Source organism: Flavobacterium xanthum (genome assembly GCF_900142695.1).
Taxonomy (GTDB): domain Bacteria; phylum Bacteroidota; class Bacteroidia; order Flavobacteriales; family Flavobacteriaceae; genus Flavobacterium; species Flavobacterium xanthum.
This window is the reverse complement of sequence record NZ_FRBU01000010.1, coordinates 95003-112444: the sequence shown is the minus strand read 5'-3', so window position 1 is coordinate 112444 and position 17442 is coordinate 95003. Positions and strand designations below refer to the sequence as shown.

Annotated in this window: 14 protein-coding genes and 1 tRNA gene; 4 read left to right on the top strand and 11 right to left on the bottom strand. The window is 34.9% G+C overall.

Features of this window, described 5'->3' with window-relative positions:
* Positions 1–916: 916 nt before the first annotated feature.
* Positions 917–2305 (bottom strand): dipeptidase, encoded by a 1389-nt coding sequence (locus tag BUC11_RS06285; protein ID WP_073352815.1) that lies wholly within the window; start codon positions 2303–2305, stop codon positions 917–919.
* Between the two features lie 108 nt (positions 2306–2413).
* On the opposite strand from BUC11_RS06285, the gene BUC11_RS06280 reads away from it, so the two are divergent.
* A tRNA-Leu gene (locus BUC11_RS06280) sits at positions 2414–2495 on the top strand.
* Between the two features lie 538 nt (positions 2496–3033).
* Here BUC11_RS06280 and BUC11_RS06275 read toward each other — a convergent pair.
* Together BUC11_RS06275 and BUC11_RS06270 are read right to left on the bottom strand one after the other, a co-directional pair.
* Entirely contained in the window at positions 3034–4752 is a 1719-nt protein-coding gene (locus tag BUC11_RS06275; RefSeq protein WP_073352814.1) for a tetratricopeptide repeat-containing sensor histidine kinase, read from the bottom strand.
* A gap of 46 nt (positions 4753–4798) precedes the next feature.
* Positions 4799–5005: a hypothetical protein gene (locus BUC11_RS06270; RefSeq protein ID WP_073352813.1), complete on the bottom strand. Its 207-nt coding sequence runs from the start codon at positions 5003–5005 to the stop codon at positions 4799–4801.
* Positions 5006–5350: 345 nt separating this feature from the next.
* Here BUC11_RS06270 and BUC11_RS06265 point away from each other — a divergent pair, with 345 nt between their 5' ends.
* On the top strand, positions 5351–6229 hold the full coding sequence (locus tag BUC11_RS06265) for a hypothetical protein (protein WP_139259432.1): 879 nt from the start codon (positions 5351–5353) through the stop codon (positions 6227–6229).
* Between the two features lie 427 nt (positions 6230–6656).
* On the opposite strand, the gene BUC11_RS06260 is transcribed toward BUC11_RS06265, so the two are convergent.
* Entirely contained in the window at positions 6657–8420 is a 1764-nt protein-coding gene (locus BUC11_RS06260; protein ID WP_073352811.1) for a DUF885 domain-containing protein, read from the bottom strand.
* Between the two features lie 180 nt (positions 8421–8600).
* On the opposite strand from BUC11_RS06260, the gene BUC11_RS06255 reads away from it, so the two are divergent.
* Positions 8601–10748 (top strand): M3 family metallopeptidase, encoded by a 2148-nt coding sequence (locus tag BUC11_RS06255; protein ID WP_073352810.1) that lies wholly within the window; start codon positions 8601–8603, stop codon positions 10746–10748.
* A gap of 81 nt (positions 10749–10829) precedes the next feature.
* Here the strand turns inward: BUC11_RS06255 and BUC11_RS06250 are convergent, their stop codons facing one another.
* The 6 genes from BUC11_RS06250 to BUC11_RS06225 form a co-directional block, all read right to left on the bottom strand.
* The gene (locus BUC11_RS06250; protein ID WP_073352809.1) at positions 10830–11192 is read right to left on the bottom strand and encodes a nuclear transport factor 2 family protein; all 363 of its coding nucleotides are present in this window, start codon (positions 11190–11192) and stop codon (positions 10830–10832) included.
* Between the two features lie 83 nt (positions 11193–11275).
* Positions 11276–12184, bottom strand: a complete 909-nt coding sequence (locus BUC11_RS06245; RefSeq protein WP_073352808.1) for a pseudouridine synthase — start codon at positions 12182–12184, stop codon at positions 11276–11278.
* 295 nt (positions 12185–12479) lie between these two features.
* Positions 12480–13403 (bottom strand): geranylgeranylglycerol-phosphate geranylgeranyltransferase, encoded by a 924-nt coding sequence (locus tag BUC11_RS06240; RefSeq protein ID WP_245793786.1) that lies wholly within the window; start codon positions 13401–13403, stop codon positions 12480–12482.
* Positions 13404–13536: 133 nt separating this feature from the next.
* Positions 13537–14475, bottom strand: a complete 939-nt coding sequence (locus BUC11_RS06235) for a mevalonate kinase family protein (protein WP_073352806.1) — start codon at positions 14473–14475, stop codon at positions 13537–13539.
* A gap of 57 nt (positions 14476–14532) precedes the next feature.
* On the bottom strand, positions 14533–14727 hold the full coding sequence (locus tag BUC11_RS06230; RefSeq protein ID WP_073352805.1) for a hypothetical protein: 195 nt from the start codon (positions 14725–14727) through the stop codon (positions 14533–14535).
* Positions 14728–14768: 41 nt separating this feature from the next.
* The gene (locus tag BUC11_RS06225; protein WP_073352804.1) at positions 14769–15851 is read right to left on the bottom strand and encodes a diphosphomevalonate decarboxylase; all 1083 of its coding nucleotides are present in this window, start codon (positions 15849–15851) and stop codon (positions 14769–14771) included.
* 266 nt (positions 15852–16117) lie between these two features.
* Between BUC11_RS06225 and BUC11_RS06220 the strand changes: the two genes are divergently transcribed.
* Positions 16118–16594, top strand: coding sequence for a TspO/MBR family protein (locus tag BUC11_RS06220; protein ID WP_073352803.1), 477 nt, complete (start codon positions 16118–16120; stop codon positions 16592–16594).
* A 48-nt stretch (positions 16595–16642) separates the two neighbouring features.
* Here BUC11_RS06220 and BUC11_RS06215 read toward each other — a convergent pair whose 3' ends face one another.
* Positions 16643–17383 carry a hypothetical protein gene (locus BUC11_RS06215; RefSeq protein WP_073352802.1) on the bottom strand — a complete coding sequence of 247 codons (741 nt, stop codon included), beginning with the start codon at positions 17381–17383 and terminating at the stop codon, positions 16643–16645.
* Positions 17384–17442: the final 59 nt, after the last annotated feature.

Genomic DNA, 17442 nt, shown 5'->3' with positions numbered 1-17442 from the left:
AAATTCGCAAATTTTTTATTTGAGTACTTGGTGTAGTCTTGGTGTAAAAATTAGCCACAGATTCACAGATTTTTTATTTGATTCAATAATTGGTGCATTAGTGGCGTAAAAGTGAACGCCGCAAATTCGCAAATTTTTTATTTGAGTACTTGGTGTAGTCTTGGTGTGAAAATTAGCCACAGATTCACAGATTTTTTATTTGATTCAATAATTGGTGCATTAGTGGCGTAAAAGTGAACACCGCAAATTCGCAAATTTTTTATTTGAGTACTTGGTGTAGTCTTGGTGTGAAAATTAGCCACAGATTCACAGATTTTTTATTTGATTCAATAATTGGTGCATTAGTGGCGTAAAAGTGAACGCCGCAAATTCGCAAATTTTTTATTTGATCACTTGCTGTAGTCGTGGTGTGAAAATTAGCCACAGATTCACAGATTTCTCATTTGATTCAATAATTGGTGCATTAGTGGCGTAAAAGTGAACGCCGCAAATTCGCAAATTTTTTATTTTATCACTTGGTGTAGTCTTGGTGTAAAAATTAGCCACAGATTCACAGAATTTTCATGGATTGAATGGCTTGATTTGTGGTGAGAAAAATAACCGCAGATTCGCAGCTTTTCTTAAATTATTGGGCTAGGAAAATTATCGAGGGCTTGCGTTAGGGATTGCAGTGGAAATCCTTTTTGTCCGCCTTTTCGGCGGGTAAAAAGATTGTAACGGAAAGCCCGCCCTTGTTGCTTGGAAGGTTGTGAATCTTCGTAGGGCTTGCTGCAACATGGGAACGCCCAAAAAAAAATCCGCCCTGTGTAGAGCGGATTAGTATTATTATGTATGTCACTTCGAGTAGCGCAGCGTATCGAGAAGTTTGTTCCCTTTCTATTCACAAAAAAACTCGAACTGACGTTATCGATACTTATTATTTTGTCAACTCCACGAAATATTTATAAAACAACGGAATGGTTTCAATTCCTTTGAGGTAATTAAAGATCCCGAAATGTTCGTTTGGCGAGTGAATGGCATCGCTATCCAGACCAAATCCCATCAAAATAGTTTTGCTTTTCAGTTCTTTTTCGAATAACGCAACGATTGGAATACTTCCTCCAGAACGCACCGGAATGGCTGGTACACCAAAGGTTTCAGTATACGCCATGTTGGCGGCTTTGTAGCCAATGCTGTCTATTGGGGTTACGTAACCTTGTCCGCCATGATGTGGTTTTACAAGTACAGTTACGCCAGCAGGAGCGATGCTGGTGAAGTGTTTGGTAAACAATTCGGTGATTTGTTCCCAATCTTGATTAGGAACCAAACGCATCGAAATTTTGGCGAAAGCTTTGCTTGCAATAACTGTTTTAGCACCTTCGCCAGTGTAGCCACCCCAGATTCCGTTTACATCCAGTGTAGGACGAATGGAGTTGCGTTCGTTAGTGACATAGCCTTTTTCGCCATAAACGTCATTTAAGTCGATTGCTTTTTTATAATTTTCAAGATTGAAAGGCGCTTTGGCCATTTCAGCTCTTTCTTCTAAGGATAATTCTTCGACATTATCATAGAAACCAGGAATAGTAATGTGGTTGTTTTCATCATGAAGCGAAGCAATCATTTTAGCCAACACATTGATTGGATTAGCAACGGCTCCGCCATACAATCCAGAATGTAAGTCCCGGTTTGGTCCCGTAACTTCGACTTCTACATAGCTTAATCCACGCAATCCTGTTGTAATTGACGGCTGCTGATTAGAAATCATTCCAGTATCAGAAATTAAAATCACATCGTTTTTTAGTTTTTCCTGATTGCGTTCAACAAACCAGCTCAAACTTTTGGAACCAATTTCTTCTTCGCCTTCAATCATGAATTTCACATTACACGGCAAAGTATTGGATTGAACCATATATTCTAATGCTTTTACGTGCATATACATTTGGCCTTTGTCATCACAAGCACCACGGGCAAAAATAGCGCCTTCAGGATGAATTTCGGTTTTCTTGATTACCGGTTCAAAAGGTGGAGAAGTCCATAATTCGACTGGATCTGGTGGTTGTACATCATAATGTCCGTAGACCAAAACGGTAGGCAAGTTGGGATCAATAATTTTCTCGCCATATACGATTGGATAACCTGGAGTGTCGCAAATTTCGACAAAATCACAGCCCGCTTTCTCTAAACTGGCCTTTACGGCATCAGCAGTTGCAAAAACATCATGTGAGTACGCAGTGTCGGCACTCACGGATGGGATTTTTAATAATTCGATTAACTCATTGATAAAGCGATCTTTGTGTTCTTGAACGTATGCTTTAATATTTTCCATTAGGTGAAATTTGTTTATATTCCAAAAGTACAAAAAAGAGTATGAATATTTTTTGTCTAAATTGTTTTGAAAATTGGAAGTTAAGTGTATCTTTGCACCCACAATTGCGCGGATATGGTGAAATTGGTAGACATGCCAGACTTAGGATCTGGTGCCGCAAGGCGTGTAGGTTCGAGTCCTATTATCCGCACAAACATTAAGACTTAAATAGCTGATTATCAGTTTTTTAAGTCTTTTTTGTTTTGTGTGTTCCCCAAAAAACAACACTCTTTCCTAAACCTGTGCCCTAGAGCACCTATTTAAACTTAAATTATTCTAAAAGGGAGAACTTTTTGGGTTTATGATTTCAGGCAAACAAAGTTAGATTTCAAAGGACGGATTTTCAGAACCGACACAACTTTCGATAAAATTAAGAGACTTTGTCGTCTGCCGACTTCGATACACAAGTTAAGGAAATTGAACAGGGTATGAAGAATAAACGCAGTAAGTGAAAAGAAGCAGGAAAGAATTTGCAAACGGCAAAAGGTAAATTTGTCAGCATTTTTAAATCGCAGTTGAAAAGGAGTACCATCAATATGTGCTTTTTTAATTTTTAACAAAGCTTCATCACAATATTTTGCATATTGAATGTCGGGAACATCGAGTTCTTGGAGTATTTAAGCCGCACCCACATTATTAAAATCGATATCAATCGCAATTAAAACTTTTGTGAACCTATTTTTGTTAAATTATTTAGGAAGTAAAATTTTAGCTTTGAAACCTTTATTGATTTGAGAATCGAACATAAGTGTTCCTTTTACTGCCTGAATGCGGTTTTCCGCATTTTGAAGTCCATTTTTTAAAATTAGTTTTTCCGTGAAGCCCACCCCATTATCTGAATAGTCAATTATCACATTATTCTGATCGCTATCAAACCCAATGATCACAAAATTGGCTTGGCTGTATTTTTTCATATTGACCATGAGCTCTTGCAATACCCTTTGTATTGCGATCTTTTTTTCGTTTTCGATTTTTGACCAATCTATTGAATTTCCATTTTTTATAATAACTTCAACACTGTCATTTTTATAATTACTAAGCATTTGTTTTAGATTGTGTTCAAAACGTTCTCCTGTTTCTATAGTGCTATTCTCCTTAGAGAAATCTCGTGTTCTAACGTATATTTTATCAAGATTGTCTAATAGCGTTTCTTTTTTTATTGGGTTTAATAAATCTTGCGTTTCGGCAAAAGTCATCGCATAAAAAACATCATTAGCGAGTTCATCATGGAGTTGTTTTGAAATTCGAGTTTCAGTATTGTAACTTGCTACTAATAGCTCTCGTTTATTTTTATTTCTAAAATAGTGGATAAGAAAACCGATTCCGCCAAGTAGTACAACTAATCCAAAACTGAGCAAGTACTTTTGGTTTTTTTGCGTTTCAAGTTGCAAAAGGGTTTCTGCTCTTTGCCGTTTATATTTTATATTTTTTAAAGTCGCTTCTCTGGAATCATATTTAATTTTTGCAAATTGATTAGTAGCATTGTTGCGTACCTTTTTGATGCTATCATTAAGATTTATGAACAGAGTAGCATAATTATTTACTCCTTTTTCTAAATTGTAAGACATTAAGAGTTCTAATGCCTCCAATCGTTCATCGATACTTTGATACTTTGTGGCTACCTTATAAGCCTGCAATGCATTCTCCTTCGATTTTTGATAATCTCGATCTTTATAAAAATCAGCTAAATGCAAATAGCTTTCAATGCTTCCATAAGAATCGTTAATTTTTTTTCTAATTGCTAATCCCTGATTCATTAGAGCTAGTCCTTTTGGTATAGCATTGTCTTTATAATAAGCAAATCCCAGATTGTCAATAATTCTGGCTTTTTTATACAGTAAGGTATCTAAAACATTCGATTTTAAAATTGGCTTTAAAAGAGCAATAGCTTTTCCATACTTTTTTTGCTCCATATAAACAGTAGCGATGTTGTTAAAAGCCGTCACTCTGGATATGGAATCGTTTGCTGTTTTTAAAATTGAAGTAAAATAGATGATGGCGTCATCGTAATTCATCAGTTCTTGTGCTGCAATCCCAAATAAATTATTTGAGGCCATTCGGTATTGCAACTCATTATTTATATAGGGTAAAGCCTCAGTCAACGTTTCTTCACTGCTATAATAATCTCCTGAAGTCTGTTGGATTTGAGCCATTGCAATAAGATTATAGGCAATATAAGTATCACTGCCTTCCTCTTTAAATAGTACTGTAGATTTTAAATAATAATAGAAAGCACTATCTAATTTATTATTTCCATAAAAGGAATCAGCTAATGTTGAGAATTTTTGGGCTTGTATTTTTTTTGGGCTTACTTGTTTTGTAGAACTAACACAAACTGTATTTAAAGGCTTTTGACAAGAAAAAATTAAAAGTAAAAACAGTAAAATAAAAATCGGGGAACGCACCATATAAAGTAACTTTCCCCGAAATTAGTATTTAATTAGTAATAGTAACTTATAATTTTGGGTTTTTTGGAGGTGTTATGATAATTATGTCATTACCCGGTCCATCATCACTAGCATTGGCTGAACTGGAATTAGCGAAAGAAATTGTATTATTTTCTTTTGATTGTGGCGTTGAACCCTCAATTGCTTCAGTATCACAGGACACCATTGTTAAACCTGATACTACAACAATAGCTACAAAAAATATTTTTTTCATGATTGTAATTGTTAAAAATTGGACATAGGTTTGGCTGTTCGATAGCTGTAATCGAATAATTAGTAGTGGCCAAACCAGTAAAATGAGAACAGTTTGTTTTGGTTTCGGGAAGTAAAGTGAGCTAGTACAGAACCGTTTAATTATACTTCCCGGAATAAAAATTCTGTTCGGTATAGCGTCACTTTTATAGAAGTAGTTTTGTACATTTGCTCGTATCGCGAAATAGAACAACAACTAATTCTGAGGCAAAGTACTGATGCTTCTGAAGTAAAATTGATACGGAATTCCTATGATTCCCAGTATGACGAAGGATTCCTGATAATTCCTAAAAATTCCTGTAAGCTTATGGTGAAAAATACTTTAGAAGATTATAAAGCAGCTATTCAATTGAAGTATGAGAGAGAAAAAAGGGGAAGTCATTCCAGTTTTTTGCTAAATCCTTCTCGCGCTAAATTGAGGAAATTGTGTGGCGAGTTATTTAAAAACGAGGCAAATGCTGACGATTTAAAAAGCTTTTCTGCTTTTTTTCAATTTGATTTTCTTCCAAATTGCTCCAATAAATTAAAAGAGCAAACAGATAGATTCAGGCCAATTGAAACCTTTTTTAAGGGAGAAACGGATTTAACTGATATTGAAGCGGTGAATATTGCAGCAATATTGGTCGATTTTAATCCAAGACCGTATCTTAAATTTTCAAGAACAGAATCGTTAAAAAAAGAGAGTAGTCTTGTTGACAGTAATGAAAATAGTGTTGTGCACCAAGTTACCGTTGAAGATAAAAGGGCAATAATTGACAACCGTGAGGATGAGAGCATAATTCAATCATCGTTCTTGGTGAAAAAGCAAATGCGGTCTTTACAGACACAGCAAATTATTCCAGCAATGCTTCTGATTTTAGTCCTAGGTGGTTTTGGATATTGGTATTTTTCAAAAAAACCGTGTATGCAATGGCAAAAAGACCATTATGAAGTGGTGGAGTGTGAAACTGAAGAAGTCGGGATTGTAAACCTCTATTCCAAACTACCGATAAATCAAAATATGCTAGGTTTTAAAAAAATTGAGGTGTCGGATACAACAACTTTTTTTAAGCATAATAAACCCGTTTTATGGTATTGTAAAAATGGAGATCGTCTTGATTTTTTTAATGGTCCAGGTTTTCATCCTGAAAATGATAAAACGTTAAAACCGATTACCCAATATATGATAAATAAATACGTGAAGTAAGCCTTGACTACTGAAACATTCATACGGTTTGTCCACGGACGTTAGCCTTTTATCCTATGGAACGAAATTGCTATTTGTTTGATAGCATATCTTTAGCAAATTAGAATTAATGGTCTTGAAAGTTGGTAGTAGGTTTAAAAGCGTTAAAAATCAGCTTTTAAATAAGGTCTCTTTCTTCACTTTATATTAAAAAAGGAAAACCGCTTTGAAATTATAGTAGAGAAACTAAACAGTATTGAAAAATTTTTCCAAGAAAACCACCAAGATAAACCGATAATTTTTGCAAATGAACTACTGGATGTAATTGTATATCCAATAAGAGTGAAAATACAGTATTGAGAATGTGGATTGATCTTATTAAGATTTATGATCCGCACATAAAAAATGCTTCTCAATGGAGAAGCTTTTTTATACCTACTTTTAATAATTATTTATTCTCAATCCAAGCATTGATTTTCTTTTCTAATAATGCTAAAGGCATTACGCCAGACTCTAATACTTTTTCGTGAAATTTCTTAATATCAAATGTAGTACCCATCTTAGTTTCCGCTTTTTTGCGAAGCTCCATAATCTTTAACTGACCAATCTTATAGGACAATGCTTGCCCCGGAATCGCCATGTAGCGTTCGATTTCTGGAATTATGCTCGCTTCACTTTCAGCTTCGTTTGCTAACGAATATTTAATAGCTTGCTCTCTGGTCCACCCTTTAGAATGTAATCCGGTATCAACTACTAATCGTACGGCTCGGTGCATTTCATTACCCAGCATCCCAAAATACTGATACGGATCTTGATACAAACCCAATTCTTTTCCTAAACTTTCCGTGTACAAAGCCCAACCTTCGCCATACGCGCCAAACCAATTGAATTTTCTAAAATCAGGAAGACTCTCGTTTTCTTGCTGTAAGGATATTTGAAAGTGATGCCCCGGAATCGCTTCATGCAAAAACAAATCTTCATCACCATACATATTATAATTGGCTACATCGGGAATTGGCACATAGAAAATACCGGGACGTGTGCCGTCAGCCGTTCCTTGGTTGTATTCCGCACTAGCTGTTTGCTCTCTAAAAGCTTCTGTGCGTCTGATTTCAAATTTCGTTTTAGGTTGTAACGCAAATAATTTATCTACATTCGGTTTAATGCGGGTGTAAATGCTTTGAAAATTAGCAATAACTTCCTCTGGTTTGGTAAAGGGTTTTAATTCTTTTTTGTTTCGAACCTCCTCAAAGAATTCTAATAATGTGCCTTTGAAACCGACTTGCGTTTTTACCTTTTCCATTTCGGCAGTCAGTCGAGCCACTTCTTTTAGTCCTAATTCATGAATGGCTTCTGGAGTCATATCAGTAGTAGTCCACTGTTTTACGTAAGCGGCATATAACTCTTTTCCAAAAGGCAAACTTCCAATTCCGCTGGTTGCTCTGGAAGCAGGAAGGTATTCTTTATTCAAAAAATCAGCCATCTTCTTATACTGCGGAATCAGTTTGGTATTGATTGTCGCTGTATATTTTGCCGTTAAATCTTCTTTGATGCTGTCAGGAAATGAAGCAGGCATTAATTTTATAGAAGAGTAAAATAGATTGTCTTCAATATTTGGCGTAGCCATTTCGGCAAATTGTGGAATTAGTTTTATCGTTAATGATTTTGGTAATACCACTCCTTTGTCTAATCCTTTTTTCATGTATACCATCGCGGAGTCTATCCAAACAGCGTATTTATCCATTCGCTGTAGGAAATTAGTATAATCCTCTTCTGTTTTAAAAGGTTGTGCGCTGGTTCCTCCCGCAAACTGTCCCATAGTGAGGTGTGTACCCCAAAATTGATGAACAGGAAGCAAATTGGTAGGTTGTTTTAATAAATCTTTACCAATTTCAATTTCCCATTTGATGATTTCGTAACTGTTTTTTTCTTCCTCGGATAAGTTTTCTTTATCAATTTTATTTAAAGCAGTTTGGTATTTGTCAAAAAAAGCTTCTTGCGAGTTTCTAAAACTGTCCGTCATCTCAAATTGCAGCTGATCGTTGTATTGGTTTTGACCACTTTGCGTTGCTCCCAAAGGATCTAAAGCATTTTTGTCGTCAAAATAGTTTTTTGTTAAACTGGTAAAATCTTCTTTTTTATCTTCGGATTTGCAATTAACTAGCAGCAAAGAACCTGTTATTGCAAAGAAAAGAGTGGTTATTTTTCTCATAATGAATGTTTGATTATAGATTTAGCTAATTTATTCTTTTTTTTTAATTTTCTATACTAGATTAGGTAGAGGTTTAGTAAAGTACTATTTCTTTTTCATAAAATTAAGTTAAGGCGCCGCTGTAGTTCTTAGTTTGAATAGATTTCGGCTAAATTTACGACTCTAATTAATTAAACTCAAATGAGAAAAAAATCCTTTTTCATTTTGTTAGTCATTGGGAATATGCTAACAATTGAAGCACAAGAGAAAAAAGAAAACACCACTATGAATCCATTTTTTCAAGCTTATGACACGCCGTTTAATGTGCCGCCTTTCGACAGAATTAAAAATGAACATTTTAAACCCGCTATTTTAGAAGGTATCAGTAAACATCAAGCGGAGATTAATGCTATTGCAAATAATACGCAGCCTGCCACTTTTGAAAATACGATTCTTGCTATGGAAAACGCAGGGGAATTATTATCGAATGTGAATACGGTTTTTTCTAATCTGAATTCGGCGAATACCAATAAAGAAATTCAGAATATTGCCAAAGAAATGGCGCCAAATCTTTCTGCACACCGAGATAATATTTACTTAAACGAGAAATTATTCTCAAAAGTAAAAACACTTTGGGACAAAAAAGAAACATTAGGCTTAAATTTAGAACAAGCTAAAATTTTAGATAATGCGTACAAAGATTTCGTTCGAAGTGGTGCTAATTTATCCAATGCGGATAAAGAAATATTACGTAAAATAAACGGAGATCTTTCTTTGACCAGTTTAAAATACGGACAAAATATTTTGGCGGAGACTAATTCATACGAGTTGGTTATTGATAATAAAAAAGACTTGGCCGGATTGCCACAGGGATTAATCGATGCTGCCGCTGTTGATGCTAAAGCAAAAGGCAAAGAGGGAAAATGGGTTTTTACCCTTTCGAATTCCAGTGTAATGCCGTTTTTGCAATACAGTTCCAACCGAGAATTGCGTAAGCAAATTTGGAATGCCTACCAAACCAGAGGCAACCATGACGATGCTTTTGATAATAAGAAGAATGCAGTAGATTTAGCCAATCTTCGTGGGCAAAAAGCGAGATTGTTAGGATTTAAATCGCATTCTAATTATGTGTTGGAGGAATCGATGGCTAAAACACCGGAAAATGTAAACAAGCTGTTGAATGATTTGTGGAAACCAGCTTTGGAAATTGCCAAAACAGAAGCCGCCGATATTCAGAAAATGATGGCTAAAGAAGGAATAAAAGGCGCGGTTCAACCGTATGATTGGAGATATTATACAGAGAAAATCAGAAAAGAACGTTTTGATCTTGACGAAGAAGAATTGAAACCGTATTTTAGTTTAGATAATGTTAGAAAAGGTGTTTTTCAAGTAACCGAAAAATTATACGGAATTCAATTCAAAGCGTTGACTAATGTTCCAAAATACCACGAAGACGCAACCGTTTGGGAAGTTTTAGAAAAAGATGGTACGCATTTGGGTGTTCTATACATGGATTTTCATCCGCGTGAATCGAAACGTGGCGGTGCTTGGATGACCTCGTACAGAAGTCAGAAAACGGTGGATGGAAAACGTGTTGCTCCGGTAGTTTCTATCGTGTGTAATTTTACAAAGCCATCAGCAAATGCTCCGGCACTTTTGACTTTTGATGAAGTGACGACTTTCTTCCATGAATTTGGACATTCCTTACACGGATTATTGTCGAATGTGACGTACAAAAGTTTAGCAGGAACAAGTGTTCCTAGAGATTTCGTAGAACTTCCTTCCCAAATTATGGAAAACTGGGCGGCTGAACCCGAGGTTTTAAAAATGTATGCAAAGCATTATAAAACTGGCGAAGTGATTCCAGAAGCACTAGTAAATAAATTGAAAAAAGCAGGAACTTTTGATCAAGGTTTTGCCACAACAGAATACCTTGCAGCTTCTTTGTTGGATTTAGAATACCATTCTCAAACCAAAGACATTACTGTTGATGCAAACGCTTTCGAAAAAGCAGCGATGACAAAAATTGGTTTGATTTCCTCTATTATTCCAAGATATAGAAGCACGTATTTCAGTCATATATTCTCTGGAGGATATTCTTCTGGATATTACAGCTACATTTGGTCAGGAGTTTTAGATACCGATGCTTTTGAAGCGTTTAAAACGACTACTTTGTTTAATCCAGAAAAAGCCAAATTATTCCGTGAGAATGTTTTGGAAAAAGGAGGAACCGAAGATCCGATGGTGTTGTACAAACGTTTCCGTGGTGCTGAACCTAGTATTGAGCCGCTGTTGAGAAAACGTGGTCTGGACAAAAAAGAAGAACCCCTTAAAAAAATAAAAGGATAATTATAATTTTCTTCTAAAGCAAAAACCCTACGACATAAATAAATTGTCGTAGGGGTTTTTGTTTCTAATCAAAATCGGTTTTTATCCGTGATACACTCGGGAAGCAATTATTTTGTCTTCTCTAATGTCCAATACTTCCGCTACCAATAAATCTTCTTCACCAGTAACTGTTCTGATGTATTCCATGAAAACGCGGTCGCCATTGGCAGTAAGCGATTTTACTTTGTAATTCAAGCTTGGTAAACGCTCAAAAGCATCTTTCCACCATTCTCGTAATGCTTCTTTACCGGTAACAAAACCATTACTTTCCGGTTTATACATTTTTAATTTTGGACTAAAATGAACGGCATCTTCGTCATATAAAGACAGTAATTTTTCTAATTCTTTATTATTGAAAGTTTCAAACCATTTAAAAGCAATTGATTGTAATTTTTCTGGTGTCATACTTATTTAGGATTGAATTTTTAATTAAAAAAATCCCATTTCGCTATGCGAAAGGGATTTCATTGTATAATTTCAAAGAAATATTAAACGTTCTTCAAATTGATAATTTCTTGTTCAGTAAGCAATCTCCAGTTTCCTCTTGGCAAATTCTTTTTGGTCAAACCAGCAAAAGAAACTCTATCAATACGCAAAACATCATAACTGAAATGTTCAAAGATATTACGAACCACTTTTACATTGGATGATCTTAACTGTAATCCAATTTCACTTTTAGCTTCACCTTCAATGTAGCTTACATCTTCCACAAAAACACGGTGTCCGTCAAGCGTCAAACCTTTATTTATTTTTTCTAAATCTTCAAATTTCAAGTTTTTGTCTAGTGAAACTTGGTAAATTTTAGATGATTTTTGACTTGGTAATGTAAATTTACGAATCATGTCCGTATCATTTGTGAACAATAACAAACCAGTTGTATTCTTGTCCATTCTCCCAACTGCACCAATTTTTGCAGTAGTAGAACCTTTTACCAATTCTAAAACATTACGATATTCCTGACCTTCGTCCATCGCAGTGGTAAAGTTTTTAGGTTTGTTCAGTAAGATGTATACTTTTTTCTCCGGTGTCAAAGTAGACCCGTCAAAATTCACAACATCACCTGGTTTTACCATGTATCCCATTTCGGTAACAGGAATTCCGTTTACTTTTACAGTCCCGGATTGAATATAAATATCCGCATCACGACGCGAGCACGCACCTGAATTAGCAATGTATTTATTCAAACGAATTTCGTCTTTTACTTTCGGTCTCTTTGGTGCTTGATTTGGTTTTTTCTCTACTTTATCAGTAGCAATATCGGCAACTTTAGTAGTAACTTTAACTTTTTTCGGCCCTTGAGCGCGCTTCTGCATGGCAGGTTTTGGCTTATTCGAACTGGGTCTTGAGCTAGCTGCTCTTGGACCACTTTTCTTATTATTGCCTTCCTTGTTATTCATAATATTCCAATAATTTGTGCAAAGATACTATTTATATACTTGACAATCAATAACCACCAATTATAAAAACGCTAACTGTCTAGTTAATAAGCCAATTAATATATTTTAGTATGATTTTTTGGAGCTATTTCCCGCTATCGTTTCAATCTTTCTAGTCCTTAACTTGTTTCAGTATCCTGAAACAAGTTAAGGACTAGAAAGGATTTTCTCTACTATCGGGGCTACCCTATCGGGGAATATAGGAGAATTTCGAGAATGTTTTTTTATCCTTTTTATAATTTGGAAAAAGGCAACATTAAACCATCAACAATCTTTTTCCATGCCATAAAACACTTGGATTAATCAAGACAATGCAAAATACTCCGGCAACAATAAGGAATTTCAATACGTTGTGTAGCAGCAAAAACTGTGGTTTCGCATTGGATTTCCACAAGTAAAGCAAGAAGAAGATTAAGATAATCAGACAAGAATAAAAATAAATATCCATATAGCCCACATCATAAATATCAATCAAAGCATAAACGGGTAAAACAGTCAGAATGGTCAATACCGTGATGGTTATTTTTGATATCTCTTCGCCGTAAACAATAGGAATCGTTTTATAATCATTGGCTAAATCCCCTTTTAGGTTTTCTAAGTCCTTTATCATTTCCCGAATCAACAGTAATAAAAATAAAAAACTGGCATGCGAAAAAATAACTCCAAGTTGTCTTTTATAATTCTCTATATCTTCAAAGGGAATGCGGGTGTAAAAGTAGAGGAGTATCGCAAAAAAAGGCAAAACTGCCAATACTGCCGCAGTAAGATTTCCTACAATAGGGTATTTTTTTATTTTATGAGAATAAAACCAAATGAAAAAGATATATCCTGAAAAGAATAAAAACACGCGCCACGAAACGAATAATGCCATCAAAGCCACAATAAAATTAAGCGTAAAATACACACTTAGTTTTGTTTTCTGGCTTACTAATCGATCTAACATGGACTTATTAGGTCGGTTAATTAAATCCTTTTGGCTATCATAAAAATTATTAATAATATATCCCGAAGCAATGGTAAGCGAAGAGGCAAAAACGAGTATAAATAAATTAAAATCAAGTAGAATGTCCAGCGCTCTTTTTTCGGGAGCCAGAATAAATATCGCAGAGAGATACTGCGCTAGAATAATTATTGGAATATTATACCCGCGAACCACCGAGAACAAACTTATAATTTTCATCAATAAAAGTTTGTTCTTTCTGTTCATTCTTGTTATAGGTTAGCCACGAACCTGGCTAGTGCAGGCAGGGCAGGAAGGTGAAAATGTTTTAAAGTTTATTTGAGTGTATTCTACTTTTTTTGAGAAAGAGGAATTAGAATTGATACACTACTTCAAGTTTGTAATCTTTCAAAGAAGCTTTTGCTTTTTCTAAATCTTCGGTAAAACCTAAGATGTAACCACCACCACCGGATCCACAAAGTTTTAAATAATAATCATTGCTGTCAATTCCTTGTTGCCAAATTCCGTGAAATTGTTCTGGGATCATTGGTTTGAAGTTATTCAAAACCACTTTTGATAATTTCTTGGTGTTCATGAACAAAGATTTCATATCTCCGCCAAGGAAATTTTCTACACAAGCATCCGTATATTTTACAAATTGATTTTTCAACATCGCACGGAAACCTTTGTCTTTTAGGTTTTCCATAAAAATATTTACCATCGGAGCCGTTTCGCCTACAATGCCTGAATCCAATAAAAATACAGCGCCTTTTCCGTCAAAACTTTGGGTAGGAATACCAGTTGCTTCAATATTGTCTTTCGAATTGATTAGAATTGGAATACTCAAATAACTGTTTAAAGGATCTAAACCAGAGCTTTTTCCGTGGAAAAAACTCTCCATTTGAGAAAATATATTTTTTAATTGCAATAATTTTTCCCGTGTTAAATTCTCTAAAACCGTGATTTTATTGTGAGCATATTTATCATAAATTGCAGCTACCAATGCACCACTGCTTCCTACGCCATATCCTTGCGGAATGCTGGAGTCAAAATACATTCCTGTCTCAATATCACTATTTAAAGTCGTTAAATCAAAAGTAACCAAGTTTGGCTGCTCGTTTTGTAAAGTTTCTAAATACGTTACAAAACGCCTTAAATTTGCATTTGATTTTATTGCCTCAGCAGAAGGATTTTCTTCTTTCTTAAGCGCGCCATTATAAAAATTATAGGGAATTGAAAGCCCTTTTGAGTCACGAATAATTCCGTATTCTCCAAAGAGTAATATTTTTGAGTAAAACAAAGGTCCTTTCATAGGGTGTTGTAAATTAACAATTTGGGGGTTGATAATTAGGTATTTATTTTATAATTTTTATAATTCAACTTGGTCTCCACGATTTGCTTCTTGAATTCTAAGATCGATTTTCTCTTGTTCTTCGGCAGATAATTGTTTCCAAATGTCCTTTTTTTCTGATTTGAAAATGTTTTTTATAGATTCTATTATAGCTGTGTCGTCCGTCTCTATAAGTAATTTAATTAATTCTAATTTCTCTGATTGGATGTCCATAGTTATAACTCTTTAAAAAATAAAGATAGTTAAAAAACAGATTAAATCAAAACAGCACCATTTCCAATTCTGTCGCAAATGTACTGCCCATTTTGGCAATAGCCAACTAATTCGTCCTTAATAAATTGCAAAACTTTTTCGCTAGTGTTTTCGGGATACAAAACATGTACATTGGCACCAGCATCCAGCGTGAAACAAACAGGAATTTTAGTCTCCTTTCTAAATTTCCAGATCGCATTTATGATCTGTAAGGTGTTTGGATTCATTAAGATAAAATAAGGCATTGAAGTCATCATCATGGCGTGCAACGTCAAGGCTTCGCTTTCAACTATTTTTATGAAAGCGTCTAAATCACCATTTTCAAAAATAGTAATGAGATGGTCTAAATTTTCGTGCGCTTGAGCAAATCGTCTTTCGGCAAAAGGATGCTCGTGCATTAAATCATGACCCACTGTGCTCGAAACCTGCTTTTCGCCTTTGTCAACTAGTAAAATAGTATCCTGATAATTAGTAAAATTTTCGTGAATTGCATGTGGAAATTCTACTCCAAAAAGATCAGAGCTCGCTGGGATATTCTTTTGATTTCCCCAAACTACGACTTTGCCTTTTACACTGCGGCAGGCACTTCCAGAACCCAAACGCGCTAATAAAGATGCTTTTTGAAAGAAATAATCATCGGTCATTTCCGGATTTAACGCTTTTTCTAAGCTCATCAAATTCATGGCTAAAGCGGCCATTCCTGATGCCGAAGAAGCAATTCCAGAACTGTGTGGAAAAGTATTCTCAGTGTCAATCGTAAAATGATAGTCTTTTAAAAAGGGCAAATAGATTTCTATTCGTTCTAGAAATTTTTGAATTTTTGGCTTGAAATCTTCTTTAGGTTGTCCTTCAAAAAGCAAATCGAATGAAAAAGAACCTTGGTTCTCTTTTTTGGCGAAAGCCAATTTAGTAATCGTCTTGCAATTATTCAAGGTAAAACTCACCGATGGATTAGCTGGAATTTGATTGTCTTTTTTGCCCCAGTATTTTACAAGGGCAATATTGCTGGGTGCACTCCATTGAAAAAAACCGCTTTCAACCGAATGCGTATATTTTGATGGAATAAAATCGTTTGCTGAAATCATGAATGATAAAATTTACGCAAAGATACTTTTTTTTTGTAACCGCTGATTCGCTGATTTTTTTTTAATGATTGGTTATGGCAATCATCATTTTTTATTCGTTCTTTTAATTGTTTGGTCTACTTGAATATGATTCTAGCTTGTATTTTTTTAAAATTACACTTGCTGTTTAAAGCTGGGATAGTATGGTCGTGTAACGAACCTTAATGTTGTTTACTTGAAATGTGAACAAGATTTCATTAGATTTGTAAATCGTAAAACACATCAAAATGAACAAAATCACCCGAATCCTAGCTGTTGTTGTTACTTGTCTTGTTATTGGTTATTTCTCAGGAAACGTAACCCGCTCTGCGATCACTACTTGGTATCCTACGTTGATTAAACCAAGTTTTAATCCGCCAAATTGGGTTTTTGCACCGGTTTGGAGTACGCTGTATGTGATGATGGGTGTTGCGGCAGGTTTAGTTTGGAACCGGATAGAAGAAGAGCGGGATTTAGTCAAGAAAGCATTGGTTTTCTTTGCCATACAATTAGGGCTAAATGCCTTGTGGTCTTATTTATTTTTTGGCTTGCAGAACCCGATGTTAGCCGGATTAGAAATTATTGTGCTTTGGCTAATGATATTTGAAACCTACATTCAGTTTGCCAAAATCAATAAAATCGCGGGTTATTTATTTATTCCGTATTTGGCTTGGGTTAGTTTTGCTGCCGTTTTAAATGGAAGTATTTGGTGGTTGAATCGATAGTTGGTTTTAGTTTCAGTCAAGAGTTTTTATATTAATTGGGTGCAAAGTTTAATCGGGTTTGTAGTGTAAAATTTTTGTACTCATAAATTCCATTAACGTCAGTTCATTTCTTTCGCTAGCTATGCTATCGGCTTTTGGGTCTTTGGCACAAAAAGCCAAAAAATCATCAATTTGTCTTGGCTTTAGCTGTAAGGTTTCGGTAAAAAAATCAGCTTTACATCTCGTTTTTGCAGCGTTAGTAAAAGATAAAAGTGGGCCTTTATCAGCACCTACCTCTTTCTCTTTTTTAAATAATTTAAAAATCATTCCGCCAATTCTCATTAAATCCATGCTGTTCTCAATGGTGCCATCGTAAACACTTGGATTTTTTAATTTTTTTGCATTTTTCTCCAATGTGTATTGATCCAATTTTGCTTGTTCCCATTTCGCATCTTTACTAAGCTTTATGGACGGCATATTTTGCACGACTACTTCTTTTAGTTCTTCAATTTTAGAAGATAATGTGACTTTAAGAAAACCTTGGTTTAATACCGCGACTGAAATTTTTAATTCTTTTATTTCATGATTTTTTGCAACAAAAACCAAAACATCATTAATTTCAATATTAATTGTAAAATTTCCATCAGAATCGGTCAAAGTAACGGTTTTGGTGGTAGCATTGATTACCTCAACTTTGGTTGCGGCGGTTTTATCAAAGTGCACTTGTCCTTGAATGCGTTCGCTTGCTTGTGCAAAACCACTTTGATAAAGTATAAAAGTACAAATAGAAACGAGTAGTTTTGTTTTCATAAAGATCTGATAATACGGTGGTAAAGTTATCAGAATCTTCTTAAATAAAACTTATTGAA

Bases quoted from the DNA above. Each gene is read 5' to 3' on its own strand.
- BUC11_RS06285 (WP_073352815.1), bottom strand. From the start codon at position 2,305: ATGGAAAATATTAAAGCATACGTTCAAGAACACAAAGATCGCTTTATC.
- BUC11_RS06275 (WP_073352814.1), bottom strand. From the start codon at position 4,752: ATGGTGCGTTCCCCGATTTTTATTTTACTGTTTTTACTTTTAATTTTT.
- BUC11_RS06270 (WP_073352813.1), bottom strand. From the start codon at position 5,005: ATGAAAAAAATATTTTTTGTAGCTATTGTTGTAGTATCAGGTTTAACA.
- BUC11_RS06265 (WP_139259432.1), top strand. From the start codon at position 5,351: ATGGTGAAAAATACTTTAGAAGATTATAAAGCAGCTATTCAATTGAAG.
- BUC11_RS06260 (WP_073352811.1), bottom strand. From the start codon at position 8,420: ATGAGAAAAATAACCACTCTTTTCTTTGCAATAACAGGTTCTTTGCTG.
- BUC11_RS06255 (WP_073352810.1), top strand. From the start codon at position 8,601: ATGAGAAAAAAATCCTTTTTCATTTTGTTAGTCATTGGGAATATGCTA.
- BUC11_RS06250 (WP_073352809.1), bottom strand. From the start codon at position 11,192: ATGACACCAGAAAAATTACAATCAATTGCTTTTAAATGGTTTGAAACT.
- BUC11_RS06245 (WP_073352808.1), bottom strand. From the start codon at position 12,184: ATGAATAACAAGGAAGGCAATAATAAGAAAAGTGGTCCAAGAGCAGCT.
- BUC11_RS06240 (WP_245793786.1), bottom strand. From the start codon at position 13,403: ATGAAAATTATAAGTTTGTTCTCGGTGGTTCGCGGGTATAATATTCCA.
- BUC11_RS06235 (WP_073352806.1), bottom strand. From the start codon at position 14,475: ATGAAAGGACCTTTGTTTTACTCAAAAATATTACTCTTTGGAGAATAC.
- BUC11_RS06230 (WP_073352805.1), bottom strand. From the start codon at position 14,727: ATGGACATCCAATCAGAGAAATTAGAATTAATTAAATTACTTATAGAG.
- BUC11_RS06225 (WP_073352804.1), bottom strand. From the start codon at position 15,851: ATGATTTCAGCAAACGATTTTATTCCATCAAAATATACGCATTCGGTT.
- BUC11_RS06220 (WP_073352803.1), top strand. From the start codon at position 16,118: ATGAACAAAATCACCCGAATCCTAGCTGTTGTTGTTACTTGTCTTGTT.
- BUC11_RS06215 (WP_073352802.1), bottom strand. From the start codon at position 17,383: ATGAAAACAAAACTACTCGTTTCTATTTGTACTTTTATACTTTATCAA.